Genomic DNA, 22,534 nt, shown 5'->3' with positions numbered 1-22,534 from the left:
CCGAAGCGGCCCCCGACCGGTTCGGTCGGGGGCCGCTTCGGCGTCGGGGGCGGTTCAGAACCAGCCGCGGATGCGGAAGTAGAGGATCGGCACCAGCGCGCTGATCAGGATCAGCCCGAGCGCGTAGGGGTAGCCGTAGGCCCAGTCCAGTTCCGGCATGTGCTTGAAGTTCATGCCGTACATCGAGGCGATGAGCGTCGGCGGCACGCCCACCACCGAGACCACGGTGAGCACCCGGAAGACGTTGTTCTGCTCGATCTGGATCAGGCCGAGCGCCGCGTCGAGCAGGAACTGCACGTTCTCGGAGAGCCGGGTCTCGAACTCGTCCAGGGACTCGATGTCCCGGCGGATCGTCTCGAAGCGCCCGTCCTCCTCCTGGCGGAGCAGGTCCTCGCAGGCGCCCGCCACGTAGGGCACGATCCGCTGGAGACCGAGCAGGCTGGAGCGGATCTTGCCGAGCGCCTTGCCGCGCCGGCCGATGCCGCGCAGGATCCGGCGGAGCGCCAGGTCCCGCCGCCGGGGCGCGGTCTCGCCGGTGCGGGGACGGCCCGCGCTCACGTCGAAGTCGAAGACCCGCGTCGCCAGCGCGTCGAGGTCGGCGCCCATGTCCTCCAGCGCGTCGGCGAGACCGTCGACCAGCTCCTCCACGATCAGCAGGAAGGTCTCGGTGCTGGAGGCCGCCCGCTCGCCCTCCGCCAGCCGCTTCTGGGCCGCCTCGAAGGCGCGCAGCTCGTGGAAGCGCACGGTGACGAGGTGGTCCGCCGTCAGCACGAAGCCGAGCGGCTTCACCTGCGAGTCGGCGCGCTCGAAGGTGATCATCGGCGTCGAGAGCGAGAGCCCGTTCTTCAGGCGGCGCAGGCGGCTCGAACTCTCGACCTCGCTCAGCGCCGTGCGGGACGGTACCCGGATGCCGGTCGCCGCCTCCACCGCCCGCGCCTCCTCGGCGGAGGGGTCGTTCAGGTCGATCCAGACCGTGTCTGCCGGGAGGGCGGCGCCCGATCCGACATCGGCGGGCGCGAGCAGGCCCTCCGGTCCGTGCAGGGTCAGCATGGCGGATCGTTATCCCTGAGAGGGCTGGCGGGAGACGAAGCACGTCGTCGCCGCGTCATGCGGGGGTGCGACAGTCTTGACTCAGCGCTGGCCTGTGGCTATCTCGCCACCGTCCGTTAGCACTCGGTCCTGACGAGTGCTAACGGACGGGCTTGAAGGCGGCGACGCGCGCCGCATCAACGCCACTTCGAGTTCTGAAGCAAGAGGGCAGCTCATGAAGTTCCGTCCGCTGCACGACCGCGTCGTCGTCCGCCGTATCGAGGGCGAGGAGAAGACGAAGGGGGGCATCATCATCCCCGACACCGCCAAGGAGAAGCCCCAGGAGGGCGAGATCGTCGCCGTGGGCCCGGGCGCCCGCGACGAGCAGGGCCGTGTCAACGCGCTCGACGTCAAGGCCGGCGACCGCGTCCTGTTCGGCAAGTGGTCGGGCACCGAGGTCAAGATCGACGGCCAGGACCTCCTCATCATGAAGGAGTCCGACATCATGGGCGTCGTCGCCTAAGTCGGTCACCGCTTTCCACCGCCCCTGGAGATCCGGTCGCGGTCTCGGGGCACATCCCCAGAACCTGAGAGCGAAGGAAGCCACCACATGGCAGCCAAAGACGTTCGTTTCGCCGCCGACGCCCGCGAGAAGATGCTGCGCGGCGTGGACATCCTGGCCGACGCGGTCAAGGTGACGCTGGGCCCGAAGGGCCGCAACGTCGTCATCGAGAAGTCCTTCGGCGCCCCGCGCATCACGAAGGACGGCGTGACGGTCGCCAAGGAGATCGAGCTCGCCGACAAGTTCGAGAACATGGGCGCCCAGATGGTGCGCGAAGTGGCCTCGAAGACCAACGACATCGCGGGTGACGGCACCACCACCGCGACCGTGCTGGCCCAGGCCATCGTCCGCGAGGGCGCCAAGTACGTCGCCGCCGGCATCAACCCGATGGACCTGAAGCGCGGCATCGACCTCGCCACCCAGGCCGCCGTGAAGGACATCACCGCCCGCGCCAAGAAGGTCGCCTCCTCCGACGAGGTCGCCCAGGTCGGCACGATCTCCGCCAACGGCGACAAGGAGATCGGCGAGATGATCGCCCACGCCATGCAGAAGGTGGGCAACGAGGGCGTGATCACGGTCGAGGAGGCGAAGACCGCCGAGACCGAGCTCGACGTCGTCGAGGGCATGCAGTTCGACCGCGGCTACCTCTCCCCGTACTTCATCACGAACGCGGAGAAGATGATCGCCGAGCTCGAGGATCCCTACATCCTCATCCACGAGAAGAAGCTCTCGTCGCTCCAGGCCATGCTGCCTGTGCTCGAGGCCGTGGTGCAGACCGGCAAGCCGCTCGTCATCATCGCCGAGGACATCGAGGGCGAGGCGCTGGCCACGCTCGTGGTGAACAAGCTGCGCGGCGGCCTCAAGGTCGCGGCCGTGAAGGCTCCGGGCTTCGGCGACCGCCGCAAGGCGATGCTCGAGGACATCGCGATCCTGACCAAGGGCCAGATGATCGCCGAGGACCTCGGCATCAAGCTCGAGAATGTGACGCTCCCCATGCTCGGCCGCGCCAAGCGCGTGCGCATCGAGAAGGAGAACACCACGATCATCGACGGGACCGGCGAGAAGGCCGACATCGAGGCCCGCGTCGCCCAGATCAAGGCGCAGATCGAGGAAACCACCTCGGACTACGACCGTGAGAAGCTCCAGGAGCGTCTGGCCAAGCTCGCGGGCGGCGTCGCGGTGATCCGCGTCGGCGGCGCGACCGAGGTCGAGGTCAAGGAGAAGAAGGACCGCGTCGACGACGCCCTCAACGCCACCCGCGCGGCGGTCGAGGAAGGCATCGTCCCCGGCGGCGGCACCGCGCTCCTGCGCGCCAAGAAGGCGGTCGCCGAGCTGAAGTCCGAGGTTCCGGACGTCCAGGCCGGCATCAAGATCGTGCTGAAGGCCCTTGAGGCCCCGATCCGCCAGATCGCCCAGAACGCGGGCGTCGAGGGTTCGATCGTGGTCGGCAAGATCACCGACAACACCTCCTCGGAGACCTACGGCTTCAACGCCCAGACCGAAGAGTATGTCGACATGATCCAGGCCGGCATCGTCGACCCGGCCAAGGTCGTGCGCACCGCCCTGCAGGACGCGGCCTCGGTCGCCGGCCTGCTGGTGACGACGGAGGCCATGGTCGCCGACGCGCCGAAGAAGGACAGCCCCGCTCCGGCCATGCCGGGCGGCGGCATGGGCGGCATGGACTTCTAAGTCCACGCCACCGGTCGAGAGACGGGAGAGGGGTCGCCGCGAGGCGGCCCCTTTCGCGTTTGCGCCCCGCGTCCGCGTGACGATCCCGGCGCGCTCAGGCCGGCATGTCCGGTCCCCTTCTTGCGTCGTGGGACCTCCTGCCTAGGATCCGCCCCGGTTCATCGCAGCTCAAGGACACCCGATGCCCGTGATTCGCTCCGGCCGCCGTCTCGCCCGCGCGGCCGGCCTCTCGATCGTTCTCGCGACCCTCCCGCTCGGCCCCCTGCCCGCCCTCGCCCGCGAGATGCCGGAGACCGCGGCTGGTCAGGCGGCGCGCAAGCCGAACGTCGTGATCCTGGCGACCGGCGGCACCATCGCGGGCGCGGGCGCGGACGCGGCCAACAGCGCGACCTACCAGGCCGCCAAGGTGCCGGTGGACAAGCTGATCGCCGCCGTGCCCGCGATCGGCAACGTCGCCAACGTGCGCGGCGAGCAGGTCTTCCAGATCGCCTCCGAGAGCTTCACCGACGCGCAGCTCGTGCAGCTCGCAAAGCGCGTGTCGGCGCTCCTGAAGCAGGACGACGTCGACGGTGTGGTGGTCACGCACGGCACCGACACCCTGGAGGAGACCGCCCTCTTCCTCGACCTCGTGGTGAAGAGCGACAAGCCGATCGTCGTCGTCGGCTCCATGCGGCCCTCGACCGCGCTCTCGGCGGACGGCGCCCTCAACCTCCTCGACGCGGTCACGGTCGCGGGCTCGAAGGAGGCCGTCGGCAAGGGCGTCATGGTCACGATGAACGACCAGATCCAGGCCGGCCGCGACGTCACCAAGCGCGTCAACGTGGTGCCGAGCGCCTTCTCCAGCCAGTGGGGCCCGCTCGGCATGGTGGTCGAGGGCAAGACCTACTTCTTCCGCTCCTCGGTGAAGCGCCACGGCAAGAGCTCCGAGTTCGACATCGACCAGATCGACAGCCTGCCGCTCGTCGCGATCGTCTACGGTTCCGGCAACATGTTCCCGGGGGCCTACACGGCCGCGGTCGAGGCGGGCGCGAAGGCGATCGTCAACGCGGGCACCGGCAACGGCTCGGTCGCGGGCTACCTCGTGGACACGCTGAAGGACCTCCGGTCCAAGGGCACCCTGATCGTGCGCTCGTCCCGCGTCGGCGACGGCATCGTGCTGCGCAACGCCGAGCAGCCCGACGACAAATACGACTGGGTGGTGGCCCACGACCTCAATCCCCAGAAGGCCAAGATCCTCACCGCGGTGGCGCTCACCAAGACGAACGACACCAAGGAGCTGCAGCGCATCTTCTGGGAGTACTGAGTTCGAACGGCCCGGCACCGATGGGGCGCCGGGCCGCGCAGCTTCGATCGCGGTTCGTGAAAACGTTTACAGTTTTGCGTCCGCGGTTTAGAACGCGTTCAAACGACGGACACAGCCCGCGCCTCTGCGCGGGGCGGACGGCGAGGAGAACCCATGGCGGAGATCCATCCCGAGGTGGCGGCGGTCACGGCCCGCGTGGTCGAGCGCTCGAAGGCGAGCCGGCGGCGCTATCTGGACCTGATCGAGCGCGAGCGCGAGGCCGGCGTGCACCGGCCGAAGCTCGCCTGCGGCAACCTCGCGCACGGCTTCGCGGCGTCGGGCGAGGACAAGGCGGCGATCAAGGCGGGCCGCTCGATGAACATCGGCATCGTCACCGCCTTCAACGACATGCTCTCGGCCCACCAGCCCTACGGGCGCTATCCGGACCAGATCAAGGTCTTCGCCCGCGAGCGCGGCGCCACCGCGCAGGTGGCGGGCGGCACGCCGGCCATGTGCGACGGCGTCACGCAAGGGCAGCGCGGCATGGAGATGTCGCTGTTCTCGCGCGACACGATCGCGCTCTCGACGGCGGTGGCGCTCAGCCACGGCATGTTCGACGGCGCGGCGCTCCTCGGCATCTGCGACAAGATCGTGCCGGGCCTGATCATCGGCGCGCTGCGGTTCGGCCACCTGCCGACGATCCTGATCCCAGCGGGGCCCATGCCCTCGGGGCTCGCCAACAAGGAGAAGCAGCGCATCCGCCAGCTCTACGCGGAGGGCAAGGTCGGCCGCGAGGAGCTGCTCGAATCCGAGTCCGCCTCGTATCACGGGGCCGGCACCTGCACCTTCTACGGCACGGCCAACTCCAACCAGATGATGATGGACGTGATGGGCCTGCACATGCCGGGCGCCTCCTTCATCAATCCGGGCACGAAGCTGCGCCAGGCCGTGACGCGGGCGGCGATCCACCGCCTCACGGAGATCGGCGCGGACGGCAACGACTACCGGCCGCTGGGCCTGTGCATCGACGAGAAGGCGATCGTGAACGCGGTAGTGGGGCTTCTCGCCACCGGCGGCTCGACCAACCACGCGATTCACCTGCCGGCCATGGCGCGGGCGGCCGGCATCGTGCTCGACTGGGAGGATTTCGACCGGCTCTCGGCGGCCGTGCCGCTGATCGCCCGGGTCTACCCGAACGGCTCGGGCGACGTGAACCACTTCCACGCCGCCGGCGGCATGAGCTTCGTGATCGCCGCGCTCATCGATGCGGGGCTCCTGCACGACGACATCCTGACGGTGGCGGGCGGCTCGCTGCGGGACCATGCCCGCGACCCCAAGCTCGACGGCGAGGACCTCGTCTTCGAGGATGCGGTGCCCGAGAGCCTCGATCCCGCCATGCTGCGCCGGCCGGCGGAGCCGTTCCAGCCGGATGGCGGCATGCGGCTGGTGAAGGGCAATCTCGGCCGCGCCACCTTCAAGACCAGCGCGGTCGAGCCCGAGCGCCGCACGATCCAGGCGCCGGCCCGGGTGTTCTCCGATCAGGACGCGGTCATCCGGGCGTTCAAGGCGGGTGAGCTGGAGGGCGACGTGGTGGTGGTGGTCCGCTTCCAGGGCCCGCGCGCCAACGGCATGCCGGAGCTGCACAAGCTGACCCCGCCGCTGGGCGTCCTGCAGGACCGCGGCCACAAGGTCGCGCTGGTCACGGACGGGCGCATGTCGGGGGCGTCCGGCAAGGTGCCGGCCGCGATCCACCTGACGCCGGAGGCGCTGGCCGGCGGGCTGATCGGCCGGATCCGCGACGGCGACATCGTGCGGCTCAGCGCCGAGGAGGGTCTGCTGGAGGTGATGGTTGACACGGCCGAGCTCGCGGCCCGCGCGCCGGCCGAGGCCCCGCCGCCCGAGACGGGCACGGGCCGCGAGCTGTTCGCCTTCATGCGCCACGGCTCCGACGGGGCCGAGCAGGGCGCCTCGGCGATGCTCGCCGCCGCGGGCCTGTAGGGGGATCCCAAAGGGCCCGAGGCCCTTTGGCGGGGGCCGGGGCGCGCAGCCCCGGGATTGTCTTCTTCGATCCGGCAGAGCCGGGTCGAAGAGGACGAATGCGGGGTTCCACCCTGCACCCGCGAAAGGTCTCGGACCTTTCGAAACCATGACCACAGGGAGGTGATGCCGTGAACGACCTGACCAGCATCGACGCGCTGATGCGCTCCGTCGCCGTCATCCCGGTCCTGGTGATCGAGGACGCGGCCCACGCGGTCCCGATCGCCGAGGCCCTGGTGGCGGGCGGGCTGACCGCCCTGGAGGTCACTCTGCGCACGCCCGCGGCGCTCGACGTCATCCGCGCGATGGCGACGGTCGAGGGCGCGGTGGTGGGCGCCGGCACGGTGCTCAACCCGCGCGACCTCGACGCCGCGCTCGCGGCCGGCGCGGAGTTCATCGTCTCGCCGGGTCTCACCGACCCGCTGACCGACGCCGCCAAGGCCAACGGCGTGCCCTACCTGCCGGGCGTGGCCAACGCCGCCGACATCATGCGCGGGCTCGACCACGGGCTCGACCGCTTCAAGTTCTTCCCCGCCGAGGCCTCCGGCGGGCTGAAGGCCCTGAAGGCGCTGGCCGGGCCGTTCGGGCAGGTCCGGTTCTGCCCGACGGGCGGCATCACGGAGGCGAGCGCGCCGCAATGGCTCGCCGAGCCGGCCGTGCTCTGCGTCGGCGGCAGCTGGGTGGTGAAGCCCGGCGCGCCGGATCCGGCGGCGATCCGGGCGGCGGCGGAGGCGGCCTCCGGGCTACGGCGGGGATGAGATCCCTCATCCTCGCGAGGCGATGGATTGGAGCCACGTAGATCCCGCCACCGTCATTCCCGGGCTCCGCTTCGCGGTCCCGGGACAACGGCGCGGAAGCGGGCGCCGTCATCTGCCTGCTCCGTTAGGGCGTCGGGCGCCCCCTACCCCGCCCGGTTGCCCAGCGTTTCCAGCTCCGGGAACGGCTCGGTCCGGTGCCCCGTGCAGACCTCGTCGTCCTCGATCACCGCGAGCGCGCCCTTGTCCTCCCGCACCACGATCTTCGGCTTCTCGGGCTTGCCGAAGGTCCGCCCCTTCATCTGGGCCGAGACGCAGTAGAGCGTGCGACCCGCGTCCTGGAACGGCCCGCTGATCCGGGCGTGCTCGAACCGCACCGGGATCAGCGAGACCGAGCCGAAGGCGACCTGCCGCAGGGCGAGCGCCGCGACGCGCTCGCGCATGGGCCCCGCCGTCGGGACAACCGGTCCGGCTCGGGGACCGAGGCAGCCGCCGGCGAGCAGCGCGACGGCGGCCGAGGCCAGGACTGGGCAGCGCATGCGAATCTCTCCTGCATTTAGGAGAATAGACCGATGCTGGCCTCGAACGGAACAGGTGCCGAACGCCTCGCGAGTGCTTATCTCTCCCCCATGCAGTGGACCGACGAGGGCATCGTTCTGGGCGTGCGTCGGCACGGGGAGACCGGCGCGGTGCTGGAGGCCCTGACCCGCGCGCACGGGCGCCATCTCGGCCTCGTCCATGGCGGGCGCTCGCGGCGGATGCAGCCGGTGCTCCAGCCGGGCAACCGGGTGCGGCTGAACTGGCGGGCGCGCCTCGACGACGGGCTCGGCGCCTACCGGGTCGAGCCGGAGGAATCCGCGGTCTCGCGGCTGATCGGCTCATCGCTCGCGCTCTACGGCGTCACCCACATGGCCGGGCTGCTGCGGCTCCTCCCCGAGCGCGACCCGCACCCGGAACTCTACGAGGCCGCCCGCATCCTCATCGACACCCTGGACGATCCCGACATCGCCCCTCCCCTGATGGTGCGCTTCGAGCTCGCCGTGCTCGCCGAGCTCGGCTTCGGCCTCGATCTCGGCGCCTGCGCGGCGACCGGCTCCAACGACGCCCTGATCTACGTCTCGCCCCGCACGGGCCGAGCGGTCAGCGCCTCGGCCGGCGAACCCTACCGCGACCGGCTGCTGCCGCTGCCGGGCTTCCTGGTCGGCGCCGGGATGGGTCCGGACGACGTTACCAAGGGGTTTACCTTGACGGGCTATTTCCTCACCCAGCACATCTGGGGCCCGCGGGCCCTGCCGGTGCCGGAGGAACGCGCCCGGTTCGTCGCACTCAGCCTGCGTGACGGCTGAGGATGTTCATGGTATGTTCTAGATAGATCACGGGAAGTCGGAGCCGTCATGGGACAGCCCTTCGAGCCGCCGTCCGGCGACGGCATCGAGAGCGTCGAGCTGAAATCCGCGCTGGAAGAGCGCTACCTCGCCTACGCGCTCTCCACGATCATGCACCGGGCGCTGCCCGACGCGCGCGACGGCCTGAAGCCCGTGCACCGGCGCATCCTCTACGGCATGCGGCTGCTGCGGCTCGACCCGACCACCGCGCACAAGAAGTGCGCCAAGATCGTCGGCGACGTGATGGGCGATTTCCACCCGCACGGCGACCAGGCGATCTACGACGCGCTGGTGCGGCTCTCCCAGGACTTCGCCCAGCGCTACCCGCTGGTCGACGGCCAGGGCAATTTCGGCAACATCGACGGCGACGGCCCGGCGGCCTACCGCTACACCGAGGCGCGGCTCACCGAGGTCGCGCGGCTCCTGCTCGACGGGATCGACGAGGACACGGTCGATTTCCGCCCCTCCTACAACGGGGAGAAGGAGGAGCCGATCGTCCTGCCGGCGGCCTTCCCGAACCTCTTGGCCAACGGCAGCCAGGGCATCGCGGTCGGCATGGCGACCTCGATCCCGCCGCACAACGCGGCCGAGCTCTGCGACGCGGCCCTCTACCTGATCAACCACCCGGAGGCGACATCCGGCCAGCTCGCCAAGTTCGTGCAGGGACCGGACTTCCCGACGGGCGGCATCCTCGTCGACTCGGCCGCGTCGATCGCCGAGGCCTACCGCACCGGTCGCGGCGCCTTCCGGGTGCGGGCGCGCTGGTCGAAGGAGGATCTCGGCCGCGGCACCTGGAACATCGTCGTCACCGAGATTCCCTACGGCATCCCGAAGGCCCGGCTCATCGAGAAGATGGCCGAGCTCCTCCAGGAGAAGAAGCTGCCGCTGCTCGCCGACGTCCGGGACGAATCCGCGGAGGACGTGCGCATCGTGCTGGAGCCGCGCTCGCGCAGCGTCGATCCGGTCATCCTGATGGAGTCGCTGTTCCGGCTGACCGAGCTGGAAGCCCGCATCCCGCTCAACCTCAACGTGCTGGTCGACGGCCTCGTGCCGCGCGTCATCGGCCTCGCCGAGTGCCTGCGGCAGTGGGTCGATCACCGCCGCGTGGTGCTGCAGCGCCGCTCGCGCTTCCGCCTCGGGCAGATCGAGCGGCGCCTGGAGATCCTGGGCGGGTTGCTCATCGTCTATCTCGACCTCGACGAGGTGATCCGCATCATCCGCGAGGAGGACGAGCCGAAGGCCGCCCTCATCGCCCGCTTCGACCTCACCGAGATCCAGGCCAACGCCATCCTCGACACGCGCCTGCGCTCGCTCCGCCGCCTCGAGGAGATGGAACTGAAGCGCGAGTTCGAGGCGCTGACCGCCGAGAAGGCCGAGATCGAGGCGCTGCTGGGCTCGGATGAGCGGCAGTGGAAGACGGTCCAGGCCCAGATCCGGGCCGTGAAGAAGACCTTCGGCCCCGAGACCAAGCTGGGCCGCCGCCGCACGACCCTCGAGAACCCGCCCGACACCGCGGGCGTGGACTTCACCTCGGCGCTCGTCGAGCGCGAGCCGATCACGGTGATCGTCTCCGAGAAGGGCTGGATCCGGGCGCTGAAGGGCCACGTCGCCGATCTCTCGGGTGTCTCGTTCAAGGGCGACGACGCCCTCAAGATCGCCTTCCCGAGCGAGACGACGGCCAAGATCCTGCTGCTCGCCTCGAACGGCAAGGTCTTCACCATCGAGGCCTCGAAGCTGCCGGGCGGGCGCGGCTTCGGTGACCCGGTCCGGCTGATGGTCGATCTCGACGACGGCACCGAGGTCGTGGCCGCCCTGCCCTACCGGCCGGAGAGCCGCCTCCTCATCGCGGGCTCGGACGGGCGCGGCTTCCTGGCGCCGTCCGACGCGCTGGTCGCCAACACCCGCAAGGGCAAGAACGTGCTGGGCCTCGACGGGGACGCGACCGCCGCGCTCCTCGTGCCCGCCGGAGAGGGCGACCACGTCGCGGTCTGCACGGCCGACAAGCTGCTGCTGGTCTTCCCCGTGACCGAGCTGTCCGAGCTCGCCCGCGGCAAGGGCGTGCGGCTCCAGCGCTGCCGCCAGACGGTACTGGCCGGCGCCCACGTCTTCACGCTCGCCGAGGGCCTGCCCTGGCGCGACAGCGCAGGCCAGAGCCGCCTCGCCAACCAGGGCATGCTGGAGAAGTGGATGGGCCACCGCTCTGACGCGGGCACCCTGATGACCCGAAGCTTCCCGAAATTCGAGCGGTTCGGGGCGTAGCGTCCGGTCCGGAGCCCGGAGGCTGCGGACGCTCACCCCGCCCGGCGGCTGCAGCGCACGTAGGTCGTGCTGCCCCGGGCGCTCGTCCAGGTCAGCCGGTCCCCGTCGACCACGAGGCGGACCTGGGAGGACCAGCGGCGGCCGCGGTCGGTGCAGTCGGCCCCTGTCACCCAGGCGTTGCCGACGCGCCGCCCGTCATGGAAGGTGCAGATTGTGCGCCCGGCCTGCGCGCGCTCGCTCGTGATCGTGGCCTGATAGTAGCCCCGGCGCCGGTGCGGTGCACCGCAGGCGGCCGTGTTCGGTCCCCAGACCCCGATATGGTCGGTCCGCTCATGCAGCAGCAGCGGAACCGGGTGGCCGGCGAGCGGCGCCGCCTGGGGATCTGCGATGGGCCGCGTCTCGGCCGGATGGGGCGGTACTGTCCTGCCCTGGCCCGCGCCGGGCAGGCCCGCCTGGCCGGTTTCCCGCGCCGCATCGTCGAGCCCGTAAGCGACGCGGCGCGCGGCCTGCATCGCGTTCGGGCCCGGATCGGGGAAATCGAGGGCCGGGCCCTCGCGCTCGACGACGGGCGGGCGGAGCGGCATGTCCTCGGTCAGGAAGACCGCGCTGTAGGCCAGGAACGCGCCCCAGCCTGCCGCGAGCACAAGCGGCACGCCGAGCCAGGCGCGGCTGCCCCGGCCCGTCTCCGCGCCCTCCTCCGGCAGCGCCGGCTCCGGGCGCGCCACCATCGCCATTCCCCCGGCCATGCTCCCCCCCGCCGGGCCTTCAGCGCCCGAAGATGCCCTTCAGGAACTGCGCCGTGCGGTTGCGCTTCTTCTTGCGCTCCAGCTCCGACGCGTCCTTCAGCCACGCCACCTGCACCACGCGGCGCTCACCCTCAAAGGGCTCGTGCCCGTGCCAGGAATTGTCCGCCCGCAGGAAAGCGAACATCGTGCCCATCGTGGGCGGCACCTCGACCGCGAAGGGCTCGTAGTTCTGGCCGTCGTAGAGAACCCGGAGCCGGCCGGCGGCCGGCGCGTCCCAGGCGTCGTTCATGTAGACGAGGAGGGTGAGCACCTTGGACGGCCCGTCCGTGTGGATCGAGCCGTATTTCGGCTGGCTGCGCCGCATGATCGTGGTGAGCCGCGGACAGGAGACGAGATCGATGCCGAACTTCTCGCCGAGGATTCGGGAGAAGGCGTCGCTCTCCAGCTCGTCGATCAGGGCCTTGAAGCGGCCCTTGAGCGCCACCTCGTCTACCGTCAGATAGCCGGGCTTGGCGATGTCCGGAAAGTCGTCGCGGATCGCCGGGATGGCGTCGGGCCTGAGCACGTTCTGGCCGAGCGTCCACGCGTAGGGCTCGCGGGCCACGGGGGCGGCCCGCACGGCGTCGAGATCGAGGATCGAGAGCGTCGTCATCAGAGAACCGGACCCCCCAGAGGAAGAAGTGCGAGCGTCGCGACGCGTCCGCAGGCGGGAGCAACGGAATGTTAACCGGCTTGCGCCTGCGGCAAATCCATAAACCGCGCGATTACGGCGCTCCCACGGCGGATTATCTCCCGGGTGGGCAAGCGGGTGACACCCCACCTCTTCCCGCCGGCTGTGGAAACTGCCATGCTTCCGCGGTCTTTCGGGTTCTCCGTGCGTGCTGAGGCGCCTGTTTCCGACGATGCGACGCCTGGTCAGCGCCTGCCTCATCACCTGCTTCGTCGCCCCGGGCGCCCCGGCCGAGGCCCAGGGCCGGCCCTCCGCCTCGACCTCCCGGCTCCTGACCTGTGCCGACGCCATCGCGCTGGTGAAGCAGGAGGGTGCCGTCCTGCTCGCGCCGCCCAAGGGGCCGCCCGAGCGCTTCGTGCGCGACCGCTCCTTCTGCACCTTCTCGGAGATCGCGGAGCTGCGCTTCGTGCCGACCCGCGACAACCCGCAATGCCCGGTCGGCTACCGCTGCCGCGAGCCCGGCTTCGAGGAGTGGGACTGGTAGGCGGATCGGCCGCAACGGCGGGGCGGGAGATTGCGAAAGTTTCACGGGACATCGCCGGCCCGGTGCCACTATCTCGCCACGACCCGCCGTCACTGCCGCTGACGGCGGCACGGGGCCGTGATGCCCCGGACGCCTTGGGACGATCTGGGAGACGCGCGTGGCCGCAATCAGGAGCGGGCTCGGGATTCAGGCCGTGCTCACCGCACTGGCCGCCCTGGTGCTGTTGGCGATGCCGGGGATCCCCTCGCCGCCGCTCTACGTCTCGCTGGCGGGCTTCGCCATGGCGGGCATCCTGCTGGCCTCGGCCAACCTCTCCGCCTACCTGAAGATCTTCGTCTCGGTCTACGGCATCGGCTACTTGCTGCTCGCGGGCACCAAGACGCTCGCCGCCATGGGGGCCCTGCCGCCGGTCATCGCCGCGCTCCTGCCTCCGGCCTTCGCGGCGACCGGCGCCGTGGTCTTCGGCGGCATCGTGCTGGCGATCTCCTACTGGAAGCCGATCCGCGACATCACGCTGATCGCCGATCCCTACTTCGCCAATCGGGACGCGCCGACCAAGGAGATCGGCCTGTTCCGCTGGTTCGGCAGCACGGAAGGCAAGATCGGCCAGCGCCTCGTCGCGCTCTCGATCTTCGTGAACTTCGCCGACGTGGCGCTGACCCTGCGGTTCAACTTCTTCTACCGCGACATGTACAACACGCTGCAGGAGCTGAACGCCGAGGCCTTCTGGTACCAGATCACCTGGATCTTCATCCCGCTCGCGGTGATCAACATCGCGATCGGCATGTTCGACCTCTTCGTGGATTCCTCCCTGCACATCCGCTGGCGCACCTGGCTGACGCACAGCCTCTACGAGCGCTGGCTCGGCAAGGGCACGCACTACCGCATCCCCTTCACGGACGTGGAGGCCGACAACCCGGACCAGCGCATCCAGCAGGACGTCAACGCCTTCATCCAGCAGACCGCGAGCCTGTCGATCCGGCTGCTCTCCCAGGCGGCGCAGCTCGTCTCCTTCATCGTCATCCTGTGGACGATCTCGCGCGACTTCGTGCTGCCCTTCACCGACACGGTGATCCCGGGCTTCCTGGTCTGGCTGGTGATCGCCTACGCGGTGGTCGGCACCTGGCTCACCCACGTCATCGGCCGGCCGCTGATCGGGCTGAACTTCCGCCAGGAGCAGGTCGAGGCCGATTTCCGCTTCTCGCTCGCCCGCAACCGCATCTATTCCGAGCAGATCGCGCTGCTGCGCGGCGAGCGGGCCGAGGCCTCGCGGCTCGCCACGCTGTTCCACGCGGTGATCGACAACTACGTCGGCATCATCTTCCGGCGCATCAAGCTCATCGCCTTCACCTTCACCTACAGGCAAGCGAGCGCCGTCTTCCCGCTGATCGTGGCGGCTCCGTCCTTCTTCGCGAAGAAGATCACGCTGGGCACCCTGCAACAGACGTCGGATGCCTTCAGCAACGTGAAGGGCTCGCTCGACTTCTTCGTGAACAGCTACATCACGCTGGCCTCCTACCGGGCCAACACCATCCGTCTCGGCTCGTTCAAGCGGGCGATGACGAAAGCTGAGGCGCTCTCGGCCGCCGGATACGGGCTGGAGCAGGGCAACGCCACGGGAGGCCAGGTGAGCGCGAGCGGCCTGACGCTGGCGCTGCCGGACGGGCGGGAGATCGTGCGGGCCGACCAGCTCGTCCTGCCCAAGGGCGCGGCCACGCTCGTCGCCGGCCCCTCCGGCTCGGGCAAGTCGACCCTGTTCCGGGCGATCGCCGGCATCTGGCCCTTCGGCAAGGGGCGGGTCGACGTGCCGGTGGGGCAGTCGGCGCTCGTCCTGCCGCAGCGGCCCTACCTGCCGCTGGGGACGCTCCGCGGCGCCATCGCCTACCCGAACACCGTCGATCAGGTCGATGACGCGGCGATCCGCGAGGCGCTGACGGCGGCGCAGTTGCCCCATCTCGCCGACCGGCTCGACGAGGTGGACAACTGGGACCGGCGTCTCTCGGGCGGCGAGCAGCAGCGCGTCGCCATCGCGCGGGCCCTGCTGGCCAAGCCCGACTGGCTCTTCCTCGACGAGGCGACCGCGGCCCTCGACGAGCCGAGCGAGGCCGCGATCTACCGCATGCTGCGCCAGCGGCTGCCCGGCACGACGATCGTCTCGATCGGCCACCGCTCGACGCTCAACGCGCTCCACGACCGCCGGGTCGAGATGCAGCCGGGAGACGGCGGGCTGTTCACCCCGCGCGACGCGCGCATGCCGGTGCCGGCGGAGTAGCGCGCGACCGCGCCGCTCCTCCCTCTCCCATAGGGAGAGGCTGGGGCGAGGGGGTATGACGTTCCAGATCCGGGCACGTGATTGACGCGCGTTCGGCACCGCGCCTTCCCCGCGGACGTCTCCCTCTCGCCACCCGAACTCCGGCGTCACCGACGCGCGGAGCCAACGGTGCGTCCGGGTTGCCATACGCCGCGCCGGATGCTCCGCTCCGCAGATGCCCCGTCTCACGTCCCCCGCTCCGCTCGCCGACGACCTCGACCTCAGCCTCGACCTGATCGCCCGCGCCCACGCCGTGCCCGTCCCGGACGACGAGACGGCCCTGAAGCTCCTCACGGACGAGGAGTTGCGGCCGGGCCTCGAGGCCGTCATCGCCGACCGCACCGGCGGCGACGAGCTCTGGGTCTTCGCCTACGGCTCGCTGATGTGGCGGCCGGAATTCGACTTCGCCGAGAGCCGGCTCGGCACGGTGCGGGGCTTCCACCGCCGCTTCTGCCTGCTCCAGCGGCGTTTCCGCGGCACGCCCGACAAGCCCGGCTTCGTGCTGGCCCTCGACCGGGGCGGACTCTGCCGCGGCGTCGCCTTCCGGCTCATGGGCACGGACCTGCACCAGATCCTGATGCCGGTCTGGCGGCGGGAGATGCGCGGCATGGGCTACGTCGCCCGCTGGCTGCCGGTCGCCACCGAGGGCGGCACGGTCCCGGCCCTCACCTTCCTGGTGAACCGGGCGAGCGACCGCTACAGCGGCCGCCTCACCGACGCGGAGATCGCCGACCGGATCGCCGCGGCCTGCGGGCATCTCGGCCCCAGCGCCGAGTACCTGTTCCGCACGGTCGAGGCCTGCGCGGCGCTCGGCATCCGCGACCGGCACCTATGGTCGTTGCAGAAGCTCGTGGCCGAGCGGCTGCGCGCGCGGATCGGCCTCACAGCTGATCCCGCTTGAGCGCGACCGCGGAGCGCCCGCCGTGGTGCTCGGCATCGGGGTTCCGCAACTCGCGGAAACCCGGCGTCTTGCCGGTCGTCAGAAGGACGAACAGCGTCAGCGCCAGCACAACTTTGGTCCGCATGGTCCCGAAGATCCCGCATCCCGGGCGGCCGCATCCCGGCATCGCCCGCGGCATCGCCGGGCCCGGTCGTGGGCGCGGCGGCGATGTCTCAAGCACGGCTGTACGGGGGATCGTCGGCGGCGGATCTGCGCTGGCGCACATGAACCAGGGCCGGCCCGGCTCGGGGTGCCGACAGGGTCAACGAAGGGTGAAAACCGTGTGGCATATCGTCGGCCGGGCTCGATCGAGGCAGGCCGGCCCCTAGCTCCCGATCCGCCCGTCCCCAGCCAAGCGAGCGCCGTGTCGAAGCCCATCAGCGACTACGCCATCATCGGCGACACCCACTCGAACGCGCTCGTCGCCCGCGACGGCTCGATCGACTGGCTGTGCTGGCCCCGGCACGACTCGCCCGCTCTCTTCCTGAAGATCCTGGATGACCGGACGGGCGGCTTCTGCGCGGTCGCGTTCGAGGGGCTGGCGCGCACGACGCGGCGCTACCTGCCCGAGACCAACGTGCTGGAGACCACCTTCGAGACCGCCACCGGCCGGGCGGTTCTCCTCGACCTAATGCCGGTCAACCCGCCCGCGACCGAGCCCGACGAGGGGCCGGACGGCGAAGGCGAGAGCCGCCTGCTGCGCCTTCTCACCTGCGTCTCCGGCCATGTTGCGGGGGCGTTCCGGGTGCGGCCGACCTTCGACTACGCCCGCTGCCCCTGCGAGCCGGTGCAGGAGGCGCACTGGGTGCTGTTCGAGGCGGGCGAGCAGCGGGTGCGGGTGAGCGCCGGGGAGGACCCGCGGGTCGAGGGCGCCGAGGCGGTGAGCCGCTTCGCGCTCGTCGAGGGCGAGAGCACCTACCTCGTCCTCACCCACGGCGAGGACGGCGACAGCGCGGGCGTCGACGATTTCGCGGGCGCGAAGCTGCGGGCCGAGGCGACGGTCGATTACTGGCGGCGCTGGAGCGCGCGCTGCACCTACCGGGGCCCCTACCGCGAGGCCGTGCTGCGCTCGGCGCTCTGCCTCAAGCTGCTGACCTACTCGCCGACCGGCGCGATCATCGCGGCCGCCACCGCCGGCCTGCCGGAGGCGGTGCCGGGCAACCGCAACTACGACTACCGCTTCACCTGGATGCGCGACGCGACCTTCACGGTCACGGCCTTCGTGATGCTGGGCTACGTGCGCGAGGCCTCGGAATTCCTGCGCTTCCTGCGCGAGGCCGACGGCAGCTTCGGCCGCGACACCCGCCTCCTCTACGGCATCAACGGACCGATGCCGCCGGAGGAGGCGCTGACCCACCTCTCCGGCTGGCGCGGCGTCGGCCCGGTGCTGATCGGCAACGCCGCCGAGCACCAGGACCAGCACGACATCTACGGCGAGCTGGTCCGCGCGCTCTGCGTCTTCCTGGAGGCCGTGCGCTACGACCCGCCGGAGAAGGTCAACGACCGCCTGCCGGAGGTGCTCGACAACCTCACGCGCCGGGCGCTGGAGGCGCGCGACGTCGCCGACCACGGCATCTGGGAGCTGCGCACCGACCCGCGCCAGCAGCTCCACACCAAGGCGATGATCTGGGTGGCGCTGACGGACGCCGCACGCATCGGCCGCAACATCCGCGGCGTGGCGCCGGAGACGATCGCCGCCTGGGAGCGGGAGGCGGAGGCGCTCAAGGCCGAGTATCTCGACCGCTGCTGGAACGTCGAGAAGCAGGCCTTCGTCGGCGCCTACGAGTCGGACCACCTCGACGCGGCGGTGCTGCGCGTGGTGCTGTTCGGCGCGATCGATCCGCAGGACCCACGCATGCTCGCGACGCTCGCCGCGATCGAGGACGAACTCGGCGACGGCGACCTGATCTACCGCTACCGCATGGACGACGGGCTGGAGGGCGACGAGGCGACCTTCACGGCCTGCGCCTTCTGGCGCGTCGGCTGCCTCGCGCTCGCCGGCCGCACCCGCGAGGCGACGGCCGCCTTCGAGCGGCTGATCGCGCGCGGCAACGATGTCGGCCTCTTCGCGGAGGAGATCGATGCGGCGAGCGGCGAGCAACGGGGCAACGCGCCGCAAGGGTTCTCGCACATGGCGCTGATCAACGCGGCTCTGCGTCTGCAATCCTGCATCGACCGCTACGGCCTTCCGGACGCGGAGCCGCCGCGGCGGGCCGCGGAATGAGGCGCCCGAAACCATTCCCGATCGCGTCGCAATCGGGAATGGTTCTGGGCCCTTGTTGTGACGCGCTCTCTTGCGCCGAACCGGCATCCACTTCGGCGGAGAACGCTCTAGCGGCCGCTCGACCCGAAGCCGCCGCTGCCGCGGGCCGATCCCGTGCCCGTGCTGCCCTCCCCCGTCTCGAGCGCGAGGCGCGCCGCCTCGACCGCGAGGCGCGGCCGGGCGACCCGGGTGAATACCATCTGGGCGATGCGCTCGCCGGGCTCGATCCGGATCGGCGCGCCCGACGGATTCCGGTTCCAGGCCGAGATCATGAGCGGGCCCTCGTAATCGGCGTCGATCACGCCGGTCCCGTTGCCCAGCACGAGGCCGTCCCGGTGGCCGCGGCCCGAGCGCGGCAGGACCAGCCCGCACCAGCCGGGATCGCGGATCAGCACGCTGAACCCCGCCGGGATCAGCGCGGGCGCCGCCTGCGGCTCCAGCAGGAGGGCGGCGTCGAGGCAGGCGAAGAGATCGAGCCCGGCGGCCGCCGCCGAGCCCCAGTGCGGGAAGCCCCAGCCGGCGAGCCGCGGGTCGAGGAGGCAGATGCCGACCTCCGGCAGGCCCGCGTCCGACGCCGCGCTCATGCCCCCTGCCGGGCGATCGCCTCGGCGAGGGTCAGCACGCGGCGCGCCTCCTCGGCGTGCAGGCGCTCGACCATGCGGCCCTGGAAATTGATCGCCCCGCGGCCCCGGTTCTCCGGCATGGCGAAGGCGCCGATCAGCGCCTCGGCCTCCGCGACCGCCTCGGGCGTCGGACCGAAGGCGGCGTTGGCCGCCGCGATCTGGCTCGGATGGACCAGCATCTTGCCGTCGAAGCCGCAGTCGCGCCCCTGGGCGCACTCGGCCGCGAAGCCCTCCGCGTCCGTGAAGGCGTTGTAGATGCCGTCGATCGCGTCGATCTCGTAGGCGCGGGCGGCGGCGACCACGCCCATCAGCCAGGGCATCAGCGCGGCCCGGCCCGGCCCGAGGCGCACCCGCGCCGCCTTGGCGAGGTCGTTCGGGCCGACGACGAGGCCCGCGAGCCGCACGTCCACGTCGCGGGCCGCGCTCGCGATGTCGGCGAGGTTGAGGATGGCGAGCGGGCTCTCGATCATCGCCCAGATGCGGATGCCGGGGGGCGCCTTCAGGCGGCGCAGGCGGGAGCCCACCGCCACCAGCGCCTCGGGTCCCGCCACCTTCGGCACCAGGATCCCGTCCGGGGCTGCGGGCGCCAATGCCACGAGATCGTCCTCGCCGTGGTCGCCATCGAGCGGATTGATCCGCACCACCACCTCGCGGTGGCCGAAGCGCCTGTCCGAGACCGCGGCGGCGACCCCTGCGCGGGCCTCGCCCTTGACCTCGGGGGCCACCGCGTCCTCCAGGTCGATCAGCACGACGTCGCAGGGCAGGCCGCCGGCCTTCTCCAGGGCGCGGGCGTTGGAGCCCGGCATGGAGAGGACGCTGCGGCGCGGGCGGATCTCGGTCATGGCGGGTCCCCGAGCGCTCTGGAATCGTCCGGCCGATACCGCTACGGCGGCACCGAGACAAGGCGGGAGAGAAGGCTTGGCGCGCTGGATCGCGGGGCTCGACGGCTGCCGGGGCGCCTGGGCCGGCGTGCTCCTCGACCTCGACGACCCGTCGCGCCACCGCGCGGGCCTGTTCGCCACCGTCGCGGATGTGCTGGACGCTCCGGAGGCGCCGGTCTGCGCCGGCATCGACATCCCGATCGGCCTGCCCGAACGCAGCGTCGGCGGCGGGCGCTCCGCCGACCGGGCCGCCCGCGCGCTGCTCGGCCCCCGGGGCCGCGCCAGCGTCTTCCCGGTGCCGCCGCGGGCCGCGCTCTACGCCCCCGACTACGAGACCGCCAAGGCGCTCTCCCGCCGCGACAGCGACCCGCCCTTCGCGCCCTCGATCCAGTGCTGGAACATCGCGCCCTACATCCGCGCCGTCGATGCGTTGTTGCGCGCACGCCCCGACCTGCGTGATCGCCTGCACGAGGTCCATCCCGAGATCGCCTTCCGCTGCCTCAACGGCGGCCTGCCGCTCGCGGCGGCCAAGAAGGGGGCGGAGCGGCAGGCGGGCCTCGCCGCGCGCCGCGCGCTCCTTCGCGCGGCGGGGTTGCCGGAGGCGATGGTCCTGGAGCCGCCGCCCCGTGGGGTCGGCCAGGACGACCATCTCGACGCGATGGCGGGCCTCGTCGTCGCCCGCGACATCCTGATGGGACGCGCCCGTCCGCTGCCGGACCCGTTCGAGCGCGACCCGCACGGCCTGCCCGTCGTGATCTGGGCGCCCGAAGCGGTTGCCCGGTGAGCTCCCGGCGTGATCCTGCTAAGAACCGGGACATGACCGACTCCCTGCCGATCCGCCACATCGCCCGCGCCCTGGTCTTCGACCCAGAGGACCGGCTGCTGCTCATCGCCTACCAATCGGTTCATGCCCGCAATCCGGACGGCAGCCCCAAGACCTTCTGGTTCATGCCGGGCGGCGGCCTTGAGGCGGGCGAGAGCCATGTCGAGGCCTGCCGGCGCGAGTTGTCGGAAGAGATCGGCCGCGAGACCGAGATCGGGCCGCAGATCGCCGCCTGCGACGGGCCGTTCCGGCTGTTCAAGCAGGGACGGGACGCGCGCGAGCGCTACTTCCTGGTCCGCCTGCCCGATGCGGAGGTCGATACCAGCCGCCTCGCGGAGACGGAGGACAATCCGGTTCTCGGAACGCGCTGGTGGAGCGTGAGTGAATTGTGCGCGACCGAGGAACACATCGAGCCGGCCGGACTTGCAGACTTGGCGCGCGGTGTGGTCGCAGGGATGATTCCTGCCGAGCCCGTCGTTTTGTCATGGCGGGACGTTTGAGCCGGCAGCCCCCCGCGCCGCGCCGTCGAGCCTGTCCTCTTTCCGTACGCAGGAGACACCATGTTCCCCGAAGCCCTGACCGCGGGATACCGGTCCTTCCTCTCGGACCGCTTTCCGCAGGAGAGCCGCCGCTTCAAGCAGCTCGCCACCAGCCAGGCCCCCGAGGTGCTGGTGATCAGCTGCTGCGACAGCCGCGTCGCGCCGGAAGCGATCTTCGACGCGGGCCCGGGCGAACTCTTCGTCGTCCGCAACGTCGCCAACATCGTGCCGCCTCACGAGACCGGCGGCCAGTATCACGGCACCTCGGCGGCTATCGAGTTCGCGATTCAGGCGCTCGAGGTGAAGCACATCGTGGTGCTCGGCCACGCCACCTGCGGCGGCATCAAGGCCTTCGCCAACAAGGCCGATCCGCTCTCGCCCGGCAACTTCATCGGCAAGTGGGTCTCGCTGGTGGCCCCCGCCGAGGCCAAGGCGGGCGATTCCTCGGCGCCGGACTACCTCACCCGCCTCGAGCACGCGATGGTGAGCCAGAGCCTCGAGAACCTCTTGACCTTCCCGTTCATCAAGGAGCGGGTCGATGCGGGCAAGCTCCAGCTCCACGGCGCCCATTTCGGCGTTGCGTCGGGTCAGCTGCTCGTCCGCAATCCCGAGACCGGCGATTTCGCGCCCGCGGTCGACGGCGCCGGGCAGGCGATTCGTCCCGCCGCGATGATGAGCTGCAACTGAGGCGGTCGCCTCGACCCTTCCCGCGCCGGGGAGGGTCACCCGCCTCCGTGAACAGCAGGATCCTGAACCACGAAAAGGAAAAGCGGCGGGCGCCTGCGCCCGCCGCTCCGCGACGTTCCAAAGGAACCCCGGCCCGAGGGCCGGGGGCAGGCGCCTCACATCGCGCGGGCGCCCGGGAGACGCTGGGCCTCCTGATAATGGTGCTGGTAGACCGGCAGGGCCTGCTGGGCGTAGGCGCGGAGCGCCGGATTCGGGCCCGAGGAGGCGTAGGCCTGCGTCATGCCGATGGCCATCTGATGCGACTTCAGCTGCTGGCTCACGTAGAGCCGATCGAAGCGGGGGCCGGCGGGGGTGGCGGACAGCTCGGCCAGCATCGCCTGCTGCTCGGGGCTCGGCTGCACCACGGTGCCGGCCGTGGCATCGACATCCATGCCGCCGAGACGGCCGCCGACCGCCGCGCCGCGGGCCGCGCCGCTGCCGAGGCCCTCAAGGCCGCCCACCGGGCCGCC

Annotated in this window: 22 protein-coding genes; 14 read left to right on the top strand and 8 right to left on the bottom strand. The window is 71.0% G+C overall.

The features are described 5' to 3' along the window. Positions 1 to 54: 54 nt before the first annotated feature. A complete protein-coding gene (locus MFF54_RS04695; RefSeq protein ID WP_238301479.1) occupies positions 55 to 1,050 on the bottom strand; it encodes a CorA family divalent cation transporter in 996 nt (331 codons plus the stop codon). A gap of 214 nt (positions 1,051 to 1,264) precedes the next feature. Between MFF54_RS04695 and groES the strand changes: the two genes are divergently transcribed. From groES to eda, 5 genes are all read left to right on the top strand, one after another. Continuing rightward, on the top strand, positions 1,265 to 1,552 hold the full coding sequence (groES, locus tag MFF54_RS04690; protein ID WP_066926338.1) for a co-chaperone GroES: 288 nt from the start codon (positions 1,265 to 1,267) through the stop codon (positions 1,550 to 1,552). Positions 1,553 to 1,639: 87 nt separating this feature from the next. Then, positions 1,640 to 3,280 (top strand): chaperonin GroEL, encoded by a 1,641-nt coding sequence (gene groL, locus MFF54_RS04685; RefSeq protein ID WP_238301478.1) that lies wholly within the window; start codon positions 1,640 to 1,642, stop codon positions 3,278 to 3,280. Positions 3,281 to 3,461: 181 nt separating this feature from the next. Beyond that, positions 3,462 to 4,583 (top strand): asparaginase, encoded by a 1,122-nt coding sequence (locus MFF54_RS04680; protein WP_238301477.1) that lies wholly within the window; start codon positions 3,462 to 3,464, stop codon positions 4,581 to 4,583. A gap of 153 nt (positions 4,584 to 4,736) precedes the next feature. Beyond that, positions 4,737 to 6,560, top strand: a complete 1,824-nt coding sequence (edd, locus tag MFF54_RS04675) for a phosphogluconate dehydratase (RefSeq protein ID WP_238301476.1) — start codon at positions 4,737 to 4,739, stop codon at positions 6,558 to 6,560. Positions 6,561 to 6,739: 179 nt separating this feature from the next. Then, positions 6,740 to 7,357 carry a bifunctional 4-hydroxy-2-oxoglutarate aldolase/2-dehydro-3-deoxy-phosphogluconate aldolase gene (eda, locus tag MFF54_RS04670; protein ID WP_238301481.1) on the top strand — a complete coding sequence of 206 codons (618 nt, stop codon included), beginning with the start codon at positions 6,740 to 6,742 and terminating at the stop codon, positions 7,355 to 7,357. Positions 7,358 to 7,500: 143 nt separating this feature from the next. Here eda and MFF54_RS04665 read toward each other — a convergent pair whose 3' ends face one another. After that, positions 7,501 to 7,893: a hypothetical protein gene (locus MFF54_RS04665; RefSeq protein WP_238301475.1), complete on the bottom strand. Its 393-nt coding sequence runs from the start codon at positions 7,891 to 7,893 to the stop codon at positions 7,501 to 7,503. 90 nt (positions 7,894 to 7,983) lie between these two features. Between MFF54_RS04665 and recO the strand changes: the two genes are divergently transcribed. Continuing rightward, a complete protein-coding gene (gene recO, locus MFF54_RS04660; RefSeq protein WP_238301480.1) occupies positions 7,984 to 8,700 on the top strand; it encodes a DNA repair protein RecO in 717 nt (238 codons plus the stop codon). A 48-nt stretch (positions 8,701 to 8,748) separates the two neighbouring features. Beyond that, a complete protein-coding gene (gene parC / locus MFF54_RS04655; RefSeq protein WP_238301474.1) occupies positions 8,749 to 10,998 on the top strand; it encodes a DNA topoisomerase IV subunit A in 2,250 nt (749 codons plus the stop codon). 32 nt (positions 10,999 to 11,030) lie between these two features. Here parC and MFF54_RS04650 read toward each other — a convergent pair whose 3' ends face one another. Together MFF54_RS04650 and MFF54_RS04645 are read right to left on the bottom strand one after the other, a co-directional pair. Beyond that, the gene (locus MFF54_RS04650; RefSeq protein ID WP_238301473.1) at positions 11,031 to 11,744 is read right to left on the bottom strand and encodes a peptidase inhibitor family I36 protein; all 714 of its coding nucleotides are present in this window, start codon (positions 11,742 to 11,744) and stop codon (positions 11,031 to 11,033) included. 19 nt (positions 11,745 to 11,763) lie between these two features. After that, a complete protein-coding gene (locus MFF54_RS04645; RefSeq protein WP_238301472.1) occupies positions 11,764 to 12,396 on the bottom strand; it encodes a 2OG-Fe(II) oxygenase in 633 nt (210 codons plus the stop codon). A gap of 250 nt (positions 12,397 to 12,646) precedes the next feature. On the opposite strand from MFF54_RS04645, the gene MFF54_RS04640 reads away from it, so the two are divergent. From MFF54_RS04640 to MFF54_RS04630, 3 genes are all read left to right on the top strand, one after another. Then, positions 12,647 to 12,958, top strand: coding sequence for a hypothetical protein (locus MFF54_RS04640; protein WP_238301471.1), 312 nt, complete (start codon positions 12,647 to 12,649; stop codon positions 12,956 to 12,958). 157 nt (positions 12,959 to 13,115) lie between these two features. Then, positions 13,116 to 15,230: an ABC transporter ATP-binding protein/permease gene (locus MFF54_RS04635; protein ID WP_238301470.1), complete on the top strand. Its 2,115-nt coding sequence runs from the start codon at positions 13,116 to 13,118 to the stop codon at positions 15,228 to 15,230. A 214-nt stretch (positions 15,231 to 15,444) separates the two neighbouring features. Next, entirely contained in the window at positions 15,445 to 16,170 is a 726-nt protein-coding gene (locus MFF54_RS04630; protein WP_238301469.1) for a gamma-glutamylcyclotransferase, read from the top strand. On the opposite strand, the gene MFF54_RS04625 is transcribed toward MFF54_RS04630, so the two are convergent. After that, positions 16,151 to 16,294, bottom strand: a complete 144-nt coding sequence (locus tag MFF54_RS04625) for a hypothetical protein (RefSeq protein ID WP_238301468.1) — start codon at positions 16,292 to 16,294, stop codon at positions 16,151 to 16,153. The two genes, MFF54_RS04630 and MFF54_RS04625, sit on opposite strands and share 20 nt — an antisense overlap. Before the next feature lie 279 nt (positions 16,295 to 16,573). Here MFF54_RS04625 and MFF54_RS04620 point away from each other — a divergent pair, with 279 nt between their 5' ends. After that, positions 16,574 to 18,433 (top strand): glycoside hydrolase family 15 protein, encoded by a 1,860-nt coding sequence (locus tag MFF54_RS04620; RefSeq protein ID WP_238301467.1) that lies wholly within the window; start codon positions 16,574 to 16,576, stop codon positions 18,431 to 18,433. Between the two features lie 107 nt (positions 18,434 to 18,540). On the opposite strand, the gene dut is transcribed toward MFF54_RS04620, so the two are convergent. Together dut and MFF54_RS04610 are read right to left on the bottom strand one after the other, a co-directional pair. Further along, positions 18,541 to 19,056, bottom strand: a complete 516-nt coding sequence (dut, locus tag MFF54_RS04615) for a dUTP diphosphatase (RefSeq protein WP_238301466.1) — start codon at positions 19,054 to 19,056, stop codon at positions 18,541 to 18,543. Continuing rightward, positions 19,053 to 19,937 (bottom strand): HpcH/HpaI aldolase/citrate lyase family protein, encoded by an 885-nt coding sequence (locus tag MFF54_RS04610; RefSeq protein ID WP_238301465.1) that lies wholly within the window; start codon positions 19,935 to 19,937, stop codon positions 19,053 to 19,055. The genes dut and MFF54_RS04610 overlap by 4 nt, the downstream gene beginning before the upstream one ends. 76 nt (positions 19,938 to 20,013) lie before the next feature. Between MFF54_RS04610 and MFF54_RS04605 the strand changes: the two genes are divergently transcribed. The 3 genes from MFF54_RS04605 to MFF54_RS04595 are packed head-to-tail and all read left to right on the top strand — an operon-like array spanning position 20,014 to position 22,025. Beyond that, positions 20,014 to 20,760 (top strand): DUF429 domain-containing protein, encoded by a 747-nt coding sequence (locus tag MFF54_RS04605; protein ID WP_238301464.1) that lies wholly within the window; start codon positions 20,014 to 20,016, stop codon positions 20,758 to 20,760. Between the two features lie 32 nt (positions 20,761 to 20,792). Beyond that, a complete protein-coding gene (locus MFF54_RS04600) occupies positions 20,793 to 21,299 on the top strand; it encodes an NUDIX hydrolase (RefSeq protein WP_238301463.1) in 507 nt (168 codons plus the stop codon). A gap of 60 nt (positions 21,300 to 21,359) precedes the next feature. Continuing rightward, a complete protein-coding gene (locus tag MFF54_RS04595) occupies positions 21,360 to 22,025 on the top strand; it encodes a carbonic anhydrase (RefSeq protein ID WP_238301462.1) in 666 nt (221 codons plus the stop codon). A gap of 155 nt (positions 22,026 to 22,180) precedes the next feature. On the opposite strand, the gene MFF54_RS04590 is transcribed toward MFF54_RS04595, so the two are convergent. Then, positions 22,181 to 22,534: DUF4142 domain-containing protein (locus tag MFF54_RS04590; protein ID WP_238301461.1), on the bottom strand; the 354-nt coding region annotated here is incomplete at its 5' end.

Origin of the sequence: Methylobacterium gregans, assembly GCF_022179245.1 — a bacterium.
Lineage (GTDB): Bacteria > Pseudomonadota > Alphaproteobacteria > Rhizobiales > Beijerinckiaceae > Methylobacterium > Methylobacterium gregans.
This window is presented reverse-complemented; position numbering and strand designations above follow the sequence as displayed.

Coding starts and splice junctions, on each gene's coding strand:
- groL (WP_238301478.1), top strand. CDS start 1,640: ATGGCAGCCAAAGACGTTCGTTTCGCCGCCGACGCCCGCGAGAAGATG.
- MFF54_RS04695 (WP_238301479.1), bottom strand. CDS start 1,050: ATGCTGACCCTGCACGGACCGGAGGGCCTGCTCGCGCCCGCCGATGTC.
- MFF54_RS04630 (WP_238301469.1), top strand. CDS start 15,445: ATGCCCCGTCTCACGTCCCCCGCTCCGCTCGCCGACGACCTCGACCTC.
- MFF54_RS04595 (WP_238301462.1), top strand. CDS start 21,360: ATGTTCCCCGAAGCCCTGACCGCGGGATACCGGTCCTTCCTCTCGGAC.
- MFF54_RS04625 (WP_238301468.1), bottom strand. CDS start 16,294: ATGCGGACCAAAGTTGTGCTGGCGCTGACGCTGTTCGTCCTTCTGACG.
- MFF54_RS04665 (WP_238301475.1), bottom strand. CDS start 7,893: ATGCGCTGCCCAGTCCTGGCCTCGGCCGCCGTCGCGCTGCTCGCCGGC.
- MFF54_RS04645 (WP_238301472.1), bottom strand. CDS start 12,396: ATGACGACGCTCTCGATCCTCGATCTCGACGCCGTGCGGGCCGCCCCC.
- edd (WP_238301476.1), top strand. CDS start 4,737: ATGGCGGAGATCCATCCCGAGGTGGCGGCGGTCACGGCCCGCGTGGTC.
- MFF54_RS04650 (WP_238301473.1), bottom strand. CDS start 11,744: ATGGCCGGGGGAATGGCGATGGTGGCGCGCCCGGAGCCGGCGCTGCCG.
- recO (WP_238301480.1), top strand. CDS start 7,984: ATGCAGTGGACCGACGAGGGCATCGTTCTGGGCGTGCGTCGGCACGGG.
- MFF54_RS04610 (WP_238301465.1), bottom strand. CDS start 19,937: ATGACCGAGATCCGCCCGCGCCGCAGCGTCCTCTCCATGCCGGGCTCC.
- MFF54_RS04600 (WP_238301463.1), top strand. CDS start 20,793: ATGACCGACTCCCTGCCGATCCGCCACATCGCCCGCGCCCTGGTCTTC.
- MFF54_RS04680 (WP_238301477.1), top strand. CDS start 3,462: ATGCCCGTGATTCGCTCCGGCCGCCGTCTCGCCCGCGCGGCCGGCCTC.
- groES (WP_066926338.1), top strand. CDS start 1,265: ATGAAGTTCCGTCCGCTGCACGACCGCGTCGTCGTCCGCCGTATCGAG.
- MFF54_RS04640 (WP_238301471.1), top strand. CDS start 12,647: ATGCGACGCCTGGTCAGCGCCTGCCTCATCACCTGCTTCGTCGCCCCG.
- dut (WP_238301466.1), bottom strand. CDS start 19,056: ATGAGCGCGGCGTCGGACGCGGGCCTGCCGGAGGTCGGCATCTGCCTC.
- parC (WP_238301474.1), top strand. CDS start 8,749: ATGGGACAGCCCTTCGAGCCGCCGTCCGGCGACGGCATCGAGAGCGTC.